The 17,336-nt window shown below is 56.9% G+C and carries 17 protein-coding genes; 13 read left to right on the plus strand and 4 right to left on the minus strand.

Annotated elements, in window-relative coordinates; translation table 11 throughout:
• A complete protein-coding gene (locus P8O11_RS06675) occupies positions 1-1,452 on the minus strand; it encodes an aldehyde dehydrogenase family protein (RefSeq protein WP_300292986.1) in 1,452 nt (483 codons plus the stop codon).
• A gap of 78 nt (positions 1,453-1,530) precedes the next feature.
• Positions 1,531-2,406, minus strand: a complete 876-nt coding sequence (locus P8O11_RS06680; protein WP_300292988.1) for a LysR family transcriptional regulator — start codon at positions 2,404-2,406, stop codon at positions 1,531-1,533.
• Between the two features lie 211 nt (positions 2,407-2,617).
• Between P8O11_RS06680 and P8O11_RS06685 the strand changes: the two genes are divergently transcribed.
• The 5 genes from P8O11_RS06685 (at position 2,618) to P8O11_RS06705 (ending at position 7,217) form a co-directional block, all read left to right on the plus strand.
• The gene (locus P8O11_RS06685) at positions 2,618-3,679 is read left to right on the plus strand and encodes a Hint domain-containing protein (protein WP_300292990.1); all 1,062 of its coding nucleotides are present in this window, start codon (positions 2,618-2,620) and stop codon (positions 3,677-3,679) included.
• A gap of 174 nt (positions 3,680-3,853) precedes the next feature.
• The gene (rpsD, locus tag P8O11_RS06690) at positions 3,854-4,474 is read left to right on the plus strand and encodes a 30S ribosomal protein S4 (protein ID WP_300292992.1); all 621 of its coding nucleotides are present in this window, start codon (positions 3,854-3,856) and stop codon (positions 4,472-4,474) included.
• A gap of 120 nt (positions 4,475-4,594) precedes the next feature.
• Positions 4,595-5,677, plus strand: coding sequence for a histidinol-phosphate transaminase (hisC, locus tag P8O11_RS06695; RefSeq protein ID WP_300292994.1), 1,083 nt, complete (start codon positions 4,595-4,597; stop codon positions 5,675-5,677).
• Complete coding sequence (locus tag P8O11_RS06700; RefSeq protein WP_300292995.1) at positions 5,674-6,591, plus strand: prephenate/arogenate dehydrogenase family protein; 918 nt, start codon at positions 5,674-5,676, stop codon at positions 6,589-6,591. The genes hisC and P8O11_RS06700 overlap by 4 nt, the downstream gene beginning before the upstream one ends.
• A gap of 320 nt (positions 6,592-6,911) precedes the next feature.
• A complete protein-coding gene (locus tag P8O11_RS06705; RefSeq protein ID WP_300292997.1) occupies positions 6,912-7,217 on the plus strand; it encodes an extensin family protein in 306 nt (101 codons plus the stop codon).
• A 248-nt stretch (positions 7,218-7,465) separates the two neighbouring features.
• Here P8O11_RS06705 and P8O11_RS06710 read toward each other — a convergent pair whose 3' ends face one another.
• On the minus strand, positions 7,466-8,116 hold the full coding sequence (locus P8O11_RS06710) for an HD domain-containing protein (protein WP_300292999.1): 651 nt from the start codon (positions 8,114-8,116) through the stop codon (positions 7,466-7,468).
• Entirely contained in the window at positions 8,113-9,096 is a 984-nt protein-coding gene (locus tag P8O11_RS06715) for a DUF2125 domain-containing protein (protein ID WP_300293001.1), read from the minus strand. The genes P8O11_RS06710 and P8O11_RS06715 overlap by 4 nt, the downstream gene beginning before the upstream one ends.
• Positions 9,097-9,225: 129 nt before the next feature.
• On the opposite strand from P8O11_RS06715, the gene P8O11_RS06720 reads away from it, so the two are divergent.
• The 8 genes from P8O11_RS06720 (at position 9,226) to folD (ending at position 17,277) form a co-directional block, all read left to right on the plus strand.
• On the plus strand, positions 9,226-9,690 hold the full coding sequence (locus P8O11_RS06720) for a gamma-glutamylcyclotransferase (protein WP_300293040.1): 465 nt from the start codon (positions 9,226-9,228) through the stop codon (positions 9,688-9,690).
• Between the two features lie 385 nt (positions 9,691-10,075).
• Positions 10,076-10,333 (plus strand): hypothetical protein, encoded by a 258-nt coding sequence (locus P8O11_RS06725; protein WP_300293003.1) that lies wholly within the window; start codon positions 10,076-10,078, stop codon positions 10,331-10,333.
• A gap of 64 nt (positions 10,334-10,397) precedes the next feature.
• Positions 10,398-10,655, plus strand: a complete 258-nt coding sequence (locus P8O11_RS06730) for a hypothetical protein (RefSeq protein ID WP_300293005.1) — start codon at positions 10,398-10,400, stop codon at positions 10,653-10,655.
• A gap of 156 nt (positions 10,656-10,811) precedes the next feature.
• Entirely contained in the window at positions 10,812-12,038 is a 1,227-nt protein-coding gene (locus P8O11_RS06735) for a biopolymer transporter ExbB (protein ID WP_300293007.1), read from the plus strand.
• A 3-nt stretch (positions 12,039-12,041) separates the two neighbouring features.
• Complete coding sequence (locus P8O11_RS06740) at positions 12,042-13,697, plus strand: peptidoglycan -binding protein (protein ID WP_300293009.1); 1,656 nt, start codon at positions 12,042-12,044, stop codon at positions 13,695-13,697.
• Between the two features lie 160 nt (positions 13,698-13,857).
• On the plus strand, positions 13,858-14,454 hold the full coding sequence (locus P8O11_RS06745; protein WP_300293011.1) for a sulfurase: 597 nt from the start codon (positions 13,858-13,860) through the stop codon (positions 14,452-14,454).
• Between the two features lie 148 nt (positions 14,455-14,602).
• Positions 14,603-16,279 (plus strand): formate--tetrahydrofolate ligase, encoded by a 1,677-nt coding sequence (locus P8O11_RS06750; RefSeq protein WP_300293013.1) that lies wholly within the window; start codon positions 14,603-14,605, stop codon positions 16,277-16,279.
• Positions 16,280-16,386: 107 nt separating this feature from the next.
• The gene (folD, locus tag P8O11_RS06755; protein ID WP_300293015.1) at positions 16,387-17,277 is read left to right on the plus strand and encodes a bifunctional methylenetetrahydrofolate dehydrogenase/methenyltetrahydrofolate cyclohydrolase FolD; all 891 of its coding nucleotides are present in this window, start codon (positions 16,387-16,389) and stop codon (positions 17,275-17,277) included.
• The last annotated feature ends 59 nt before the right edge of the window (positions 17,278-17,336 follow it).

The following is a 17,336-nucleotide window of genomic DNA, read 5'->3' on the forward strand; positions in this document are numbered from 1 at the left end:
TTACTCTGGCAAGCCTGCGGAAATATAGGCGGTTTTGACTGTTGTGTAGAACTCAGCAGCAGCAGAGCCTTGTTCGCGCGGGCCATAAGAGCTTTCGCCACGGCCGCCAAAGGGGACGTGATAGTCTGTGCCTGCGGTGGCGAGATTGACCATGACACAGCCTGAGCGGGCACGGGCACGGAAGTCACTGGCGCGGGCAAGTGAACGCGTTACGATACCAGCGGTGAGACCAAAGCGGGTATCGTTGACGGTATGCAACGCTTCGTCGTAACTGCCAACTTTGATAACGGCTGTCAGCGGCGCGAAGAGCTCTTCACGATTGATTTCCATCGTGTTGGTCGTGTTGAGGAACACACCGGGCGTCATGTAATATCCCTTTGTGGCGCGTTCGACCTCTTCTCCACCGCAAGCCAGCTCGGCCCCTTCGGCGCGGCCCTTGGCGACCCATGCGAGGTTTTCCTTGAGTTGCGCCTCACTCACAACAGGGCCGATCTGTGTGCCCTCTTCCAGAGCATGGCCGACTTTCATGGCCTTGGCCCCGGCAACGAGCTTTTCCACAAAGGCGTCATGCACAGCTTGGTGCACAACAAGGCGTGAAGAGGCGGTGCACTTCTGTCCTGTGCCGCCAAAAGCTCCGCCAAGAGCGACAGCAACCGCGAGATCGAGATCGCCATCATCCATCACGGCCAAGGCGTTTTTGGAGCCCATTTCCATTTGCAGCTTGGTGAAATTGCAAACGGCCGCTTGTGCGATTCCGCGGCCCACGGGAACCGAGCCTGTAAAGGAAATGGCGTTGATGCCGCGATGCTCGACGAGCTTCTGGCCCACGTCGCTGCCAGAGCCCATTACGAGGCTGAAGAGACCTTTCGGTATATCTTGGCGCGCAATGATTTCAGCAAGCGCATGTGCAGAAGCAGGTGTGGCATTTGCAGGCTTCCAAATCACGGCGTTGCCATAGGCCAATGCGGGTGCAATTTTCCAGCTGGCTGTGGCCGTGGGGAAGTTCCACGGGCTGATCACGGCAACGGTTCCGACAGGCTCGCGGCGAATGTCGATATCAACACCTGGGCGCACGGACTGTGCGTTTTGGCCAAGCTGACGGAGCACTTCGGCGGCGTAATAGGTAAAGAACTGGCCTGCGCGGTAGACCTCGCCCTTGCCCTCGGCGAGGGGCTTGCCTTCTTCGCGACTGAGCAGTGTGCCGAGCTCTTCGGCGCGCGCCATCATTTCGTTGCCGATTGCATTGAGAACAGCTTGCTTGCGCTCAAGACCGTAGGCGGCCCATTCGACTTGGGCGGCTTGAGCCGCCTCGACGGCAGTGTCCAGCTCTTGCACTGACGCTTGGGCATACAAGCCGACCACTTCGGATAGATCCGATGGATTGTAGTTTTTAATAGCGCCTACGCCTGTGCTCCAGGCGCCTGCGATCAGATTTGGTTTGATGTCGGTCATAAGGTTTCCTTGGCCAAGGTTTGATCCTTTTTGGCCCTTGCAGGGCTTAAGAGCAAACGAATTTCGCTGAAGTTTGCTTCAGATTTCTTGAAATGAGGCTGCGCGCAGAGCGTCTGTGAAGTGTAGCACAGGAGTAAGCAGCTGGTCTTCGGTCCGGTGCATAACGTGTACGTGCCGTTTTGCTTTGCTATCTTTAAGTGGGAGAAACACCAGATCATCTTCGCCAGCCCCCAGTGCGCGCATGGGCAATATCGAAATTCCTGCACCTGCGCGCAGAAGTGCGAGCAGAGAGGCGGTGTTGTGCACAAACAGCCTCGAGCCCGCGCGCATGGTTTCAAATGCGGGATCGTTTATTTTGTCACATAGCCCGTTGGCGATAAGTGTTTCTTCAGTAATGTCGGCCCAAGTTAGGCTGTCCCACCTCGGGGCAAGGGGATGATCCGCGCGACAGACTACCCCGAACGGGTCGCAGAAGAGCTCAAAGCGCTCAAAGCCTGCTCGCTCGGGGAGGGCGGCAATACCGATATCTGCTCGGTCGGCTTCCAGCTCGGCCAAGACGCCTGCGCTGTCCAGATCGCGCAGTTCGATGGAAACATCGGGATAAAGCTCGCTGTAGGATTTTATGATCTCAGGGAGAACAGTTTGCGCAACCGAGGGTGTCACGGCAAGGCGGACTTCTCCATGGGTGGCTTGCGCCAGCCCTTCGATGCGCCGCACCGAGCGAGCGAAATGGGCGATCTCTTGCAAGGCTTCAGTCAAGATTGCTTGCCCGAGCGGTGTGAGTTTTGATTTGCGGCTGCCGACAAAAAGCGGGGCGCCCAAGTGCTCCTCAAATTGCTTAAGGGCCATTGAGATTGCAGAGGGTGTGCGCCCCAGAGTGTCTGCCGCCATCGAGAGTGAGCCTGTTTCAGCCACTGCACAAAACACGCGTAAAAGATCTATTTTTAGGGTCATGGCATAATCTTGCAGGCGCGACGGGCTGTGTCTAGCGCTGCCTTGCGTTTGAATGGCTCGAGCCTATTTTCCTTGAGTGATTGACGCGTTTTCGCGTCAGCTTTTTTGCCACAATCAGGATTCATCCTGTGTTTTCGGGGGTATGCAGGACGAATCGGTCGTGCTAGCCTCAACTCACATAATAAAAACAAGATCGAGGCAGGCAGTAGTGATGGAAACGGGCTTTAAGGGCACGTTAGTTATCTCTTGGCCGCAAACAAAAATAGACGGGCTGGCGCATGCGCCAGTGGTAGACCTGAACGTTGGGGCAACGTGGTCTTGGCAGGGAGACGCTGTGCGCGTTGATGGGCCTTCCGAGCTATTGCGGCTGGACAGAGCGGACGATGAAGCAAACCTCAGACGGCGCGCGGCGCGCATGGTGCACCGTCTTGTTGGCGCAGCAGTCAATGATCGAAGCGACCTGTTGGAGGATGCGCCAGAAAATTTGAGCGACAACAGCTTTGTTGTGACAGATGGATCTCAGAGCTACACGGTAACACTCAACGAGCTTGGCGCTGATGCGCAGCCATTGTTGATGTTTGTCGATCAGCTCCCTCCGAAAGGCCGCGATCTTTGGGTCGTCCATCAGAGTTTTGAGCCTGCCCGGCAAAGCGCCGAAGGGCCAGACGCGGGCGGCGTGATTTGCTTTACGCCAGGCACGCGGATTGAAACCCCCGACGGGTTGCGGGCCATCGAAACATTGAGACAAGGCGACTACGTGCAAACAAAAGATGCGGGCGCGCAGGAAATCCAATGGGTTGGTCAGCGGCGGATGACGGGCGCACGCCTTTTTGCGATGCCCCGTTTGCGGCCGATCCGCTTTCGAGCGGGCGCGTTGGGGATCGCGCGACCTGATGAGGAATTGGTCGTATCACCCGAGCATCGTATGCTCGTAAAGGGTGCGATCGCACAGGCATTGTTTAACACGGATGAGGTTTTGGTGCGGGCGAAGGACATGCTCAACGACAAAAATATCGTTGTGGATAGTCAGTTGAAAGAGGTGACCTATGTCCACCTTCTGCTTCCAAACCACCAAATTGTCTGGGCCAATGGCGTGGAGACGGAAAGCTTTCACCCTGCCAACACGGCACTTTCGACCTTGAGTGAGGAAGACCGTGAAACCTTGTTGCAGATGCGCCCTGACTTTGAGGTTCAGCCTGAGCGCTATGGTGCTTTTGCGCGGCGCAATCTTTCGGCATCGGAAGCGGCGATCCTTGCACACGAAGCCGCGTAGGGGCTTGAGGCTCAAAATAAAGGGTTTGCGCTTGACTCAGGGGCGCGCGCAGATATAAGCGCGGCTTCATTGGTGTTGGTGGCCCTCGCAAGAGCCAGCCTGTCAGGAGTAATCCAGAGGACAACGCCCTTCATAGTGGCCCATTGGGGCCTCGCTCTTAGAAGGAGATCAGCCGTGACAAAACGCACGTCTGCCAAGTACAAAATTGACCGCCGCATGGGCGAAAACATTTGGGGCCGCCCCAAGTCACCTGTCAACCGTCGTGAATATGGCCCCGGCCAGCATGGTCAGCGCCGTAAGGGTAAACTGTCTGACTTCGGTCTGCAGCTGCGCGCCAAGCAGAAGCTGAAAGGCTACTACGGCGACCTGACAGAGAAGCAATTCCGCCGCATCTATAAAGAAGCAGAGCGCGTAAAAGGCGACACAGGCGAGAACTTGATTGGTCTGCTCGAGCGCCGCCTTGATGCGGTTGTTTACCGTGCCAAGTTTGTTGCGACAGTTTTTGCGGCACGCCAGTTCGTAAACCACGGCCACGTCACTGTGAACGGCAAGAAGGTAAACATTCCTTCATACCGCGTCAAAGAAGGCGATGTGATTGAAGTGCGTGATCGTTCCAAGCAGATCGCTGTTGTAATCGAAGCCACTCAGCTTGCAGAGCGTGACGTGCCTGACTACATCGATGCGGATCACTCCAAAATGAAAGCGACATTCGTACGCGCTCCTGGTCTTGGCGATGTGCCATACCCAGTTGTGATGGAACCAAACCTCGTTATCGAATATTACGCACAAAACTAAGCACGCGTATTTCGCAAAGCTTTATGAGAGGGCTGTGGCGGGATACCGCTGCGGCCCTTTTTCTTTGCTGGCAGCGAGAGGTATCTGCCAGTATGACCTGTGAGGAATTTGGAGAGAAATATGAGCCTTACACCGCAAGCAGGGATCATGAATATCGCACTTTATGAGGGTGGAAAGTCTAGCATTGCTGGGCATTCTGATGTTTTGAAGCTGTCCTCAAACGAGAACCCGCTTGGCCCGCCTCCCGCAGCGATGGCTGCGATCGCGCAGGCGGCCAGTGAGGTGCATCGCTATCCCTCGACCGACCATGCCGAGCTACGTGCGGCAATCGGCAAGACCTATGGGCTGGCGCCTGAACAAATCATCTGTGGCGTCGGGTCTGATGAGGTTTTGCAATTCGTCTGTCAGGCTTATGCAGGCGTGGGTGACGAGATCATCTACACCGAGCACGGCTTTTCTATGTATCCGATCCTTGCGCATATGGCGGGGGCCACGCCTGTACAGGTTGCTGAGGCCGAGCGGGTTGTGAGTGTTGATACGATCCTTGCAGCTGTGACGGAGCGCACGCGGGTTGTTATGCTTGCAAACCCTGCAAACCCGACGGGAACGATGCTGCCTGATGGGGAGCTTGAACGGCTTGCGCGGAGCTTGCCCGCGACCGTGATTTTGGTGATCGATGGGGCATATGCAGAATATGCTGAAGGCTATGATGGTGGGGCAGGCCTTGTGGCCAAGCTTCCCAACGTGCTGATGACGCGGACGTTTTCAAAAGTCTACGGGTTAGGTGGATTGCGCATTGGCTGGGGCTATGGGCCGCGTGAGATGATTGATGTCATGACGCGGATCAGACAGCCGTTTAACCTGTCAACGGTGCAGCTTCAGGCGGCGCAAGCTGCAGTGGAAGATATGGACTGGGTGCCAACCTGTACGGTTTTGAACGCGGCTCAGCGAGCGCGGCTCGCGGGGGCATTGCGCCAACTGGGTGTGGCATGTGACGAGAGCCACGCGAACTTTGTGTTGGCGCGCTTTGCGGATGAGGCAGAAGCGGCGGCTGTTGATCTGGCCTTGCAAGGCGAGGGCATATTGGTGCGACGTGTGAAGGGGTATGGCTTTCCTGAAGGGCTCAGGATGACTGTGGGCAACGAGGCGCAGACTGGCCGTTTGATTGCGGCACTTACGAATTGGCGGGAGACCCAGGCATGAGCCAGACATATGAAAAAGTGGCTCTGATCGGACTGGGCTTGATCGCGTCGTCGATGTTTTGGGCCATGAAACGCGGCGGCCTTGCGGGCGAGGTGCGAGGCTATGCGCGCTCAGGCGAGACGCGTGATATCGCGCGGGAGATCGGCTTGTGTGATGTGGTTTGTGACAGTGCGGCAGAGGCTGTGAAAGACGCGGACCTCGTTGTGCTCTGTGTGCCTGTGGGCGCGATGGGCGCGGTGGCGCAAGAGATTGCCCCACACCTCAAAACAGGTGCGACCGTCAGCGATGTGGGTTCTGTGAAAAAGGCTGTGATTGATGCAGTCGGTCCGCATCTTCCTGAAAATGTGCACTTTATTCCAGCACACCCTTTGGCAGGGACCGAACATTCTGGCCCGCGCGCTGGCTTTGCCGAGCTGTTTGACAACCGATACACTCTTCTTGTTCCCGCCGAGGGCGCGCCCCTCGAAGCGGTACGGTCCCTGCGTGATCTTTGGGAAGGGATTGGCGCGAAGGTTGAGGAAATGGATGCGGAGCACCATGATCTGGTGCTCGGTGTTACCTCTCATGCACCGCATTTGATTGCCTATACGATGGTTGGTGTGGCCGATGATTTGCGCCGCGTGACGGACAGCGAAGTGATAAAATATTCTGCGGCGGGGTTTCGCGATTTTACTCGGATTGCGGCCTCGGACCCAACAATGTGGCGCGATGTATTCCTCAACAATAAAGACGCGACACTTGAAATTCTGGGGCGCTTTACTGAAGAGCTGTTTGCGCTTCAACGCGCGATCCGCACAGGGGACGGGGATATGCTGCACGCATATTTCACGCGCACAAGGGCGATCAGGCGAGGCATTATCGAAGCGGGGCAGGATACAGACGCCCCAGATTTTGGTCGGGTTAAAAAACAATGAACAAAATATTTAAGGCATTGTTTTTGTTGTGTTTTGCCTCTTCTTGTTCATTCTTTGGTGCTCCGAAGGCTGAAAAGCAACGCGACTCAGGGCGTTCTGTGCCTGGCGCGGTCTGTGGTGATCCGTCACTTCAGGGAGAATATGTGGGCCATGTTCCTGGCAAGCTTAGCGGGTGTGGGATTAACGACGCTGTAAAGATCAGCGCGGTGAGCGGTGTTGCCTTGAGGCAAGGGTCCTTGATGGACTGCGGCACAGCTAAAGCATTGAAAACATGGGTTTAAAATGGGGTGAAGCCTGCTTTTGGCAGGCATGCGGGCGGTGTGAGCTCGCTGAAAGTTGCGGCACATTATGTTTGCCGCACGCGCAACCACAAAAAGGGCGGGCGGATCAGTGAGCATGGCAAGGGCCGCGCCATAGATATTTCGGGTTTCATTATGAAAAATGGGAGCGAATACAGTGCCTTAAGAGACTACGGCAAGGGCAAAGGTGGCAAGGCGATACGGGCGGCGCATAAGGCGGCGTGTGGGCCTTTTGGTACAACGCTTGGCCCTGGCTCGGACGGGTACCACGAGGACCATTTGCACTTTGACACAGCGCGCTACAGCGGCGGATCTTACTGCAAATAAAAAGGTTAACGGCCCTGATTCTAGGGGGGCGAAAAGCGTGCACAACCCGTGCACCGACAAAACGGAGTTTTGCAGTGTTAATAGAGCGCACGGTGATGTGCGCTGGCCGAGATGAGCTCGGTTTCGAATTTTCGCTGCGCGAAAATCCGACCAGCTGGGGGGTCAGCCCCACAGACCGCAGGCAGAGCTGGGGGGCCAGCCCCCCAGACCCCCCGGGATATTTCTGGAAAGAAAAAGAGCGGGGCGGGTTAGCCTTCGTTTATCTCGCCTTTTAGGCGGGCGAGGTAGGCGCGCATGTAATTTGTGCGCTCTTCAGCGATCTGGCGGGCTGTGGCGGTTTGCATGGTGTTGGCCAGAGTGAAGAGTTTGGATTGAAAATGATCGAGGGCGAAGGCGGTGTCGTCGGGAGGGCGGCGCTCGGCCATGGGATCTTGCGGGTCATAGAGCGGGCGGGCGAGAGCGCCTGAGACCATGAGCATGCGTGCAAGGCCGATGGCTCCAAGGGCGTCGAGGCGGTCGGCATCCTGCAGGATTTTGGCTTCAAGTGTTTTGGGATGCATATTTGCGGAAAAGCTGTGGGCTGTGATGGCGTGTTTCAGCGCGGGGATTTTGGCCTCGGGAAATCCGCAGGCGCGAGCCAGCGGGGCGGCGGCTTTGGCCGAAAGGCGGGAGGCCTCTGCACGGTTGGGTGCGTCTTTCGCTAGATTGACGAGATCATGGAAGATTGCGGCGGCGTGGAGCAGGTCCAGATCGACGGGGGCGTTTTCGCCTTTGGCGATGTGTTGGCAATTGGCCCAGACGCGGCGGATGTGGGCGAGGTCATGGGCGCTGTCTGCCGCACTATCCGAGCCTGCGGCCCAATGCGTAAGGAGCGCAGTCTCGTAAGGACAGTCGCTCATCGGATCGAAAGGCGCGGCGCGGGGGCGACGGGGATAAGACCAATTTTGATATAGCTGCCTGAGAATGTCAGTGGGATATCCAGCGTTTCTGGATTGCCTGAGAAATTGGCGAGGAGGGACAGGCCCTGTTCGATCTGATCGGTCAGTGCAGCGGGCAATGCGCCTGAGGCTGTGGCCAGTGCGAGAATGTCGCGCCAGTTGCGGGCTTTGATTGTGACCGTGCCTGTAGGTAAGCCTGTACGATCTACAGAAAGCTCGCCAGCGGCGGCAAGTTTGAGCTGGCCCCATTCGGCCTCGGCGAGGTGGAGCTTGATCTTTGTTGGTTGGGGCCGGCTCTCTTCAAGGGCTGTAATATCCCATGGTTTGGTAAAATCTAGAGTGGCATCGGCGCGAAAGGATGTGAGCGCCTCGGGCAGCTCGCCTGTGAGCGCGGCGGGAAGTGGCGGGGCGAGGCCATCGGCATTGAAAGCGGCGCGATAGCTTGAGGTGTTTTCTCGAGTGAGCGCAGTTTGTAGTCCGGCAATATGAATGCGTGCGCCCGCCTCTGGCGTGATTGTGAGGGCTGTGGCCGCGAGATTGGCGCGATTGAAGGCGAGGTCTGTCTTGGGCTCCATGACCATGGAGGCCTGCATCTTTTCACTCTTGAGCGCAAAGCGGGCTTCTGGCGTGCGCAATGTCTGGAACTCGGGGAAGGCAGCAATGATATGGTTTGGCTTATAGCTTAGGGCGAAAAGCTGAACGAAGGGGGCCGACCATGCGAGCCCTGTGGCGGGGTCAGCGAGGGCGGGGTCAGTCAGAGTTGTGTCAAACCGGTTGGGGAAGCCTTTGACCGAAAGGTCGGAGTGCTCGGCTTGCCAGCCTTCACTTTGGCGGGCGTCAAACCACGCGGCGAAGCCAGCCTTGACGCCGGCCGCGCCGATGAACCAATAGCCAGACCAGAGCGCGGCCAGAGTCACGATAAGAACGAGCAGTTTTTTCACGCGTGCACCTTTTCCCTCATGTGGTGATGGTGTTTATGGGGGCAGGCGCGCGAAGGGACAAGTGATATGACGATGTGAGTGTTTGGCTATGGGTCTTTGATCTGGAACCCTGGCTTTGAAGTGGATGAGATGCGGATTGCCACGCTTGAAGGCTATGCCCGCAGCTTTTGTATGCGTTCGATCCATCACCGCGGAACAGAGGAAAACCCAGGACTTGTACTGGCGCTCGACGAGATGCCACGGGCGCGCTGCCATGGGGTCGCCTTTTCTGTGCGGGCCGGGCAGGAGGCAGATGTACTCGCATATCTGCGCGAGCGTGAGCTGATCTCTTCGGCCTATGTAGAGCGCACCCTTGAGATCACGCTGGCCGACAAGCGCCGTGTTGAAGCTGTGACCTATGTGATTGACTCGGCGCATGTGCAGTATTGCGGCGGACTTGATCTGGAAGAGCAGGCGCGGATCATTGCAGGTGCGCATGGGGGGCGTGGGCCGAACAGCGAGTATCTCTTTAACACGGCGGCGCATTTGCACGAGCTCGGGATTTCGGACCCTGAGCTCGATTCTATTGTGGCGCGAGTGAAAATGCTTGGCTGAGGGCCAAAATTTCTGAAATATTTGGTGCGCGTTGATCACAAAGGTAGCCTTTTCTGCGTTTAATGTGCGTGAGCGCACCTAAAATTTCGATCACAAAACCCATCTCTTTTTGATCATGCGGCTGTGAAATCTGTGAAATATTTCAATCGAGAGCTTTTTGCATTCTGTGTAAACACATGAAAATAATTATTAAATTTAGACTTTAGTGAGAAATTTTCCTTGGGCTCACGATTGCGTCGCGCTTTTGCACGGGGCGGTGAGCAGGGGTGTTTTGAAATATCGAGCGGCAAGGCTCAGATTGGTTGCATGCCGGACGGTGAAGACGCCGACGGGAAACAGAAAGCAACCGCGCCATGAGCGCAAAAAAAACATAAAGGACCACATTATGAACCTCGTATACAATACAGTCGCCGCCCTCGCTCTTACTGCAACAACAGCTTTTGCCGCAGGTGTTGAAGGCTCTGCAGTGAGCGCAGACAGCTATGTCGGCCAAGGTACTATTGGTGAAGTTGTGGCAGTGATCTCGACCACGTCAAACAGCACACGCTCGGGCCAAGAGACAATTGACGGCAAGTTGCAACTCAACGTCTTCAAAAGCTCAGACACTATCGTGACAGCCCCGGGCGGCGCGCACTTCCGCTAAACCACAGACGACCCTCTTTTTCAAATCACGCGCCGAAGTGCGCATCTCAACAAAGGATACTCTTATGAAACTCGTATACAATACAGCCCTCGCCCTTGCCCTTACAGCAACGTCAGCTCTTGCGCTTGGCACGGATGGCCCTGCGTCTTCGGCAAATGAATATGCCGTAGAGGCAACAGCAGGCGAACGCATCACGATTGATGCACCCAAGTTCAACAGCAAGCGCAGTGGGCAAGAAGCCACGGACGGTATGCTCCAAGTGAGCCTCTTTGAAGGCTCCGATGCGGTTTCGACAGCTCCTGGTGGCGCGCACTTCCGCTAAGCCTGACTGCGATATTCCTCTCCCTCCCCCTGAAGGCGGCGCGCATATTCTACGCGCCGCTTTTTCTTGTCGGGCGGACGTTGGCATTTTTCTTGGCTTGAGCGTGAGTTCTGCTTATGGTTGACGCAATTGAAATAAGCGTCGGGAGCCGTCACGATGGCGCATCCGGACCGTGAGGCCGAGCTGTATTTTTCGCAACCTTTGAGACAGATCGTTTTGATGCTGTTGGCGCTTGGGCTGGCGGGGTTTGTTACCCTCTTGGCTCTGCCACAGGTATTGCCTGTTTTTGAGGCGAACCCCTATCTCAACGGGTTTATCGTTTTTGTCTTTGCCGTCGGCGTTTTGGCGACGTTCTGGCAGATATATCAAATGATGCGCTCTGTGCGCTGGATCGAGGCATTCGCAGCGGATGTGGCGGAGCGCGAAGGGGTCTTGCCGCCGTCTCTTTTGACGCCTTTGGCCAATCTGCTCAGTGCACGGGCGCACGGGAGGCAGATTAGCTCTGGATCGGCACGCTCTATTCTTGACTCAGTGGCGCAGCGGATCGACGAAGAGCGGGAGATCACGCGGTATATTGTCAGTCTGCTGATTTTCCTTGGCCTTTTGGGCACATTTTACGGACTGGCGACGACTGTTCCTGCGCTTGTTGACACGATCCGAGGTCTTGCCCCCGCCGAAGGGGAGAGCGGTGTTGAGGTTTTTGGGCGTTTGATGAGCGGGCTGGATCAGCAGCTTTCGGGCATGGGCGTGGCGTTTGCGTCTTCCCTTCTGGGTCTTGCCGGCTCGCTTGTTGTGGGATTGCTGGAGCTTTTTGCGGGCCATGCGCAGAACCGCTTTTATCGTGAGCTGGAGGAGTGGCTCAGCTCGATCACCCGTCTTGGCTTTGCCTCTGGCGAGAACGAAGAGGGCGGTCAGGCTCCTGTTTATGACGGCGTTTTAGAGCATATGGCACAGCAGATGGATGCCTTGCAGGACATTTTCCGCGCGGGCGATGCGCGCCAAGCGGCAGTTGATGAGCGGCTTGCGCAACTGACTGGTGCGCTTGAACGGCTTATGAACGAGATGGGCGATGCCAGTCCGACGTTGACCGCGCTTGGCCGTGTGGCTGAAGGACAAGACGCGCTGATTGGCGAATTGCGTCAGCGCAGCGGTAGCAGCACGGAAGCTGGGATTGATGCTGAGAGCCGTATGCGCCTCAGATCGATTGATGTGCAGATGCTGCGCGTACTGGAAGAGATCAGCGCGGGGCGTCAAGAGATGATGGCTGAGCTACGCACCGATATTGCCGATTTGGGCAAGGTACTTGGCGGACAGGGACCAAACACTGTTCGCAAGCTGCGTGTGAGCCAGCAGACGCCCGACACCACTGGAAACGAGGGCTAGCTTATGGCCCTTTCCCGCCGCACCGGGCAGCGCTTTCAGGCCAATATCTGGCCTGGGTTTGTCGATGCGATGACGGGGCTTTTGCTTGTTCTGATGTTTGTTTTGACCATCTTTATGGTGGTTCAATTCGTGCTGCGTGAGACGATCACGGGGCAGGAAAGCGAGATGAACCAGCTAAATGCCGAAATCGCCAAGCTGGCGCAGGCGCTTGGGCTTGAACAGCGGAAGACCTCGGGGCTTGAGGCGCGGGTTGGTGAGCTTGGTGTGACGCTTGAGGCGGCACGCACCCGGGCGGGCGAACAGGCGGCTTTGATCGCAACTCTGCGGGCCCAAACACAGGCGCAAGACGAGGCGCTGAGCGCTGCAGAAGCGCAGGTGACTGCCTTTGAAGCGCAGGTGGCGAGCCTTTTGACGGAGCGCGATTTGGCTCAGAGCGAGGCTGAGGCTTTGCGGGCCGAGAGTGCCGACCTTAGCACGCAGAAGGCGGCTTTGGAGGCCGTGATTGCAGCGGCGGAGGCCGAAGCGGCGGCCAAAGATGAGGCTCTTGCACGGGTCGAGACGGCATTGAGCGAAGAGGAAGCAGCCCGCGCCATCGAGCTGGCGGCAGCAGAGGCTTTGCGTGCGCGCCTTGCAGAGGCGGACACAGAGCTCACGGCGATGACGCTTGCGCTTGAGGCTGCGCGCAAGGACGCGGAAGAGACGCTGACCTTGCTTGCCGCGGCGGAGGCGAAAGAGGACGAGCTTGGCCAACGGATCGCGGCATTGCTGCTTGAGGCTGAATCAGAGGGTGCTGCACAGGCCGCAATGAACGCGGATATGCGTGCGAAGCTCGCGCAGGCTTTGGCAGAGAAGCTTGCGCTTGAGGGAACGCTTGGCGAGACGTTGAGTGAGGCAGAGGCGCGAGCTGTGCTTTTGGCCCAAGCCAACGCAGCGCTCTCAGAAGAAGAGGCGCGCTCGGCAGAGGCGCTGCGCGAGCAAGCCCTGCTCAATCAGCAAGTCGCGGCTTTGCGCGCACAGCTTGGCAGCCTTCAGGCGATTATCGACGACTATAAGGAGCGCGATGCGGCGAGCGACATCCAGCTTTCAAACTTGGGGCAGGATCTCAACGCGGCCTTGGCGCGTGCGGCGGCCGAGGAGCGCAAGCGGCGCGAGCTGGAAGAGGCTGAGCGGGTCAGGCTTGAGGCCGAAAAGCAGAATCTCGAACGCTATCGAAGCGAATTTTTTGGACGTTTGCGCGACGTAATCGGCGCGCAGAACGGTATACGCATTGTGGGCGACAGGTTCGTCTTTTCTTCCGAGGTGCTGTTTGCGCCGGGTGCGGCCAATCTGAGCCGTGAAGGGGAGGGCGAGCTGGCCAAGATTGCAGGAATCTTGCGCAATGTTGTTGGAGATATCCCTGACGAGATTGATTGGGTGATCCGTGTGGACGGCCATACCGACAATGTGCCTTTGTCAGGCGCGGGTGCGTTTGCTGATAACTGGGAACTCTCTCAGGCGCGGGCGCTTTCTGTCGTTAGGTATATGGTGAATTTCCTTGGTATTCCGCCCGAACGGCTGAGCGCCAACGGCTTCGGGCAGTATCAACCTATTGCGAGCGGCAATTCGCCCGAGGCTCGAGCACAGAACCGTCGCATTGAGCTTAAATTTACCGAGAAGTGAGTTGTCAGGAAGTGGCGTAACGGAAAGCTTGCGTAATTTCTCGCCCTTCGCTTGGATCTGGAAATCGGCAAAACGTGGCTGTGACACTAATTTTTGGCGTATGAGAACCTTGTTCGTAGTTATGCTGCGCCAAATTCACGAGGTAATGAGGGGGGCTGATATGCCTGCGTTGAAACCAACGAATTTTAAGGCCGTTATCAAGTGGATCGGTCGTGTAGAAGACCGTGATGCAGGCTTGCGCTCAGAGCCGCTGCGCTCTGTTAGGCTTGGGCTTGACGGAATGGAAGGCGAGGCGCATGGCGGATTTACGCGCGTGTCCTGCAGCCGTGTCACGAGCCAGTACCCCAAAGGCAGCGAGATTGCGAATGTGCGACAACTCTCTGTTTTATCCTTAGAGGAAATGGCGCTGATTGCGGCCGAGATGGGGCTTGAGGCTTTGCAGCCCGAGCATTTGGGCGCATCTCTGGTGATCGAGGGTATCCCTGACTTTACTCATGTGCCGCCATCTTCGCGCTTGCTTGCACCTTCGGGCGCGGCGCTCGTGGTTGATATGGAAAACCGCCCCTGCATCTATCCTGCCAAGGAAGTCGAGGCCGAGCACGAGGGGTATGGCAAGGCATTTAAGCCTGCTGCCAAGAACCGCCGCGGTGTGACAGCGTGGGTTGAGCGTGGAGGGGAGATTGCTCTTGGGGATGAGCTTGTGCTGCATGTTCCTGATCAACCGGTCTGGCCGCATCTGGCGCAAGCGCGCCGCTAGATGAGTTTCCGATAGGCGACAGGCGCAGATTGTGGCTGCGACACTCCGCCGCTATGGGCTTTGGAAATGTCGGATTCCGCGCGCCGCTGTCTCTTTGGGGCCGATAGAAGGGCAGCAAGAGAAGCCGGATGGGAAAAAGGAATCCGCTATGAGCTATAAGTCCGACATTGAAATTGCCCGCGAAGCCAAGAAACGCCCGATCCAAGAGATTGGCGATAAAATCGGGATCGCGAGTGAGCATCTGCTGCCTTACGGCCACGACAAGGCCAAAGTGAGCCAGAGCTTTATCAACTCTGTGCAAAAGAACAAAAACGGCAAGCTCATCCTTGTGACGGCTATCAACCCGACGCCTGCGGGCGAAGGCAAGACCACAACAACCGTGGGCCTTGGCGATGGCTTGAACGCGATTGGCAAGAAAGCGATGGTTTGTATTCGCGAAGCGAGCTTGGGCCCGAACTTCGGGATGAAGGGCGGCGCAGCTGGCGGCGGCTATGCGCAAGTTGTGCCTATGGAAGACATGAACCTGCACTTCACGGGCGATTTCCACGCGATCACTTCTGCGCACTCGCTTCTGAGTGCGATGCTGGACAACCACATCTATTGGGGCAATGAGGCCGATATCGACACCCGCCGTGTGACTTGGCGCCGTGTTGTGGACATGAACGACCGCTCCTTGCGCCAGATCACATCGTCGCTCGGCGGAGTTTCAAACGGCTTTGCACGCGAAGATGGCTTTGACATCACTGTCGCCTCCGAAGTTATGGCGATCTTGTGCCTCTCCAAAGACCTCAAAGACCTTGAAGAGCGTCTGGGCAGTATGATTGTTGCCTATCGCCGCGACCGCTCGCCTGTTTATGCGCGCGATATCAAGGCGGAAGGCGCGATGACTGTTTTGCTGAAAGACGCGATGCAGCCAAACCTTGTGCAAACGCTTGAGAACAACCCTGCGTTTGTTCACGGTGGCCCGTTTGCCAACATCGCCCATGGGTGTAACTCGGTGATTGCAACGCAGACCGCGCTCAAACTGGCCGACTATGTTGTGACAGAAGCGGGCTTTGGCGCGGACCTTGGGGCTGAGAAATTCATGAACATCAAATGCCGCAAAGCGGGTCTTGCGCCTGACTGTGTGGTGCTTGTTGCGACTGTGCGCGCCATGAAAATGAACGGGGGGATTGCGAAAGCGGACCTTGGTGGCGAGAATGTCGACGCTGTTAAAAAGGGCTGTGCCAACCTTGGCCGCCATATCGGCAACCTGAAGTCCTTTGGAGTTCCTGTTGTTGTTGCGATCAACCACTTTGTGACCGACACAGAGGCAGAAGTTCAGGCTGTAAAAGACTACGTAAAGAGCCAAGGTTCTGAAGCGATTGTCAGCCAGCACTGGGAGTTTGGCTCCAAGGGCAGTGCAGAGCTCGCCAAACGCGTGGCCGAAATTGCAGACAGTGGCGTGAGCCAGTTTGCTCCACTGTATCCTGATGACATGCCACTCTTTGAGAAGATCGAGCGGATTGCCAAAGGGATTTACCGCGCTGATGAGGTGATTGCGGATAAGAAAATCCGTGACCAGCTTAAGCTTTGGGAAGAGCAGGGCTACGGCAACCTTCCGGTCTGCATGGCGAAGACGCAGTATAGCTTCTCGACTGACCCGAGCTTGCGCGGTGCGCCAACCGGGCACTCTGTGCCTGTACGAGAAGTGCGCTTGAGTGCGGGTGCTGGTTTTGTCGTGGTTGTCTGCGGCGAGATCATGACAATGCCGGGCTTGCCACGGGTGCCTGCGGCTGAAACAATCCGCTTGAATGACGCAGGCGAGATTGAAGGCCTGTTTTAAGTAAAAGGACCGGAGCATCAAGGGCATTTAGCCCTTGATGCTCCGGTCGCCGCTGCGCGGCTCCATGCCTCCGGCGGGGATATTTAGAGAAAGAAAATGAGGGCGACATGAGCGCGACAATTATTGACGGGAAGGCCTTTGCGGGCACGGTGCGCGAGAAGGTCGCGGGACATGTGAGCCGCCTCAAGGAAGAGCATGGGATCACGCCAGGGCTTGCTGTTGTGTTGGTCGGCGAGGACCCCGCGAGCCAAGTTTATGTGCGCTCCAAGGGTAAGATGACTGTCGAAGTGGGCATGAAGTCTATTGAGCATAAGCTTGATGTGGAGACGCCTGAGGCGGAGCTTCTGGCACTGATTGACAAGCTCAACAATGATCCTGAAATCCACGGTATTCTGGTGCAACTGCCGCTGCCCAAGCACTTGAACGAAGACCTTGTGATCAACTCGATTGACCCTGCCAAGGATGTGGACGGGTTTCACATCTCTAATGTTGGTTTGCTTGGCACGGGACAAAAGAGCATGGTGCCTTGCACGCCGCTTGGCTGCCTTATGATGTTGCGCGACCATCATGGCTCTTTGAGCGGGATGGATGCTGTTGTGATTGGGCGTTCAAATATTGTTGGCAAGCCTATGGCGCAGCTTCTGCTGGGCGATAGCTGCACGGTGACGATTGCGCATTCACGCACGAAAGATCTGGCCGATGTCGTGCGTCGCGCGGATATCGTTGTGGCAGCTGTCGGGCGGCCCGAGATGGTCCCTGGGGACTGGATCAAAGAGGGTGCGACCGTGATTGATGTGGGGATTAACCGTATCGAGCGTGACGGCAAGAACAAGCTTGTCGGAGATGTAGACTTTGACAGCTGCGCGGCGCGTGCTGGGGCGATCACGCCTGTGCCTGGCGGTGTTGGGCCGATGACGATTGCTTGCCTGCTGGCCAATACCGTGACGGCTTGTTGCCGTGCCAACGGGCTTGCCGAGCCTGAGGGGCTGACGGCTTAAATCTTTGAGAATTATAGGATTTCAGGGCGCGCTGGCGAAGGCTGGCGCGCCCTTTTTGT

The sequence above is a fragment of the Lentibacter sp. genome (assembly GCF_029254145.1).
Classification (GTDB): Bacteria; Pseudomonadota; Alphaproteobacteria; order Rhodobacterales; family Rhodobacteraceae; genus Lentibacter.

What these genes read in the sequence shown, in the direction of transcription:
- P8O11_RS06675 (WP_300292986.1), bottom strand. Translation starts at nt 1,452, where the DNA reads ATGACCGACATCAAACCAAATCTGATCGCAGGCGCCTGGAGCACAGGC.
- P8O11_RS06680 (WP_300292988.1), bottom strand. Translation starts at nt 2,406, where the DNA reads ATGACCCTAAAAATAGATCTTTTACGCGTGTTTTGTGCAGTGGCTGAA.
- P8O11_RS06685 (WP_300292990.1), top strand. Translation starts at nt 2,618, where the DNA reads ATGGAAACGGGCTTTAAGGGCACGTTAGTTATCTCTTGGCCGCAAACA.
- hisC (WP_300292994.1), top strand. Translation starts at nt 4,595, where the DNA reads ATGAGCCTTACACCGCAAGCAGGGATCATGAATATCGCACTTTATGAG.
- P8O11_RS06700 (WP_300292995.1), top strand. Translation starts at nt 5,674, where the DNA reads ATGAGCCAGACATATGAAAAAGTGGCTCTGATCGGACTGGGCTTGATC.
- P8O11_RS06710 (WP_300292999.1), bottom strand. Translation starts at nt 8,116, where the DNA reads ATGAGCGACTGTCCTTACGAGACTGCGCTCCTTACGCATTGGGCCGCA.
- P8O11_RS06720 (WP_300293040.1), top strand. Translation starts at nt 9,226, where the DNA reads ATGCGGATTGCCACGCTTGAAGGCTATGCCCGCAGCTTTTGTATGCGT.
- P8O11_RS06725 (WP_300293003.1), top strand. Translation starts at nt 10,076, where the DNA reads ATGAACCTCGTATACAATACAGTCGCCGCCCTCGCTCTTACTGCAACA.
- P8O11_RS06730 (WP_300293005.1), top strand. Translation starts at nt 10,398, where the DNA reads ATGAAACTCGTATACAATACAGCCCTCGCCCTTGCCCTTACAGCAACG.
- P8O11_RS06735 (WP_300293007.1), top strand. Translation starts at nt 10,812, where the DNA reads ATGGCGCATCCGGACCGTGAGGCCGAGCTGTATTTTTCGCAACCTTTG.
- P8O11_RS06740 (WP_300293009.1), top strand. Translation starts at nt 12,042, where the DNA reads ATGGCCCTTTCCCGCCGCACCGGGCAGCGCTTTCAGGCCAATATCTGG.
- P8O11_RS06745 (WP_300293011.1), top strand. Translation starts at nt 13,858, where the DNA reads ATGCCTGCGTTGAAACCAACGAATTTTAAGGCCGTTATCAAGTGGATC.
- P8O11_RS06750 (WP_300293013.1), top strand. Translation starts at nt 14,603, where the DNA reads ATGAGCTATAAGTCCGACATTGAAATTGCCCGCGAAGCCAAGAAACGC.
- folD (WP_300293015.1), top strand. Translation starts at nt 16,387, where the DNA reads ATGAGCGCGACAATTATTGACGGGAAGGCCTTTGCGGGCACGGTGCGC.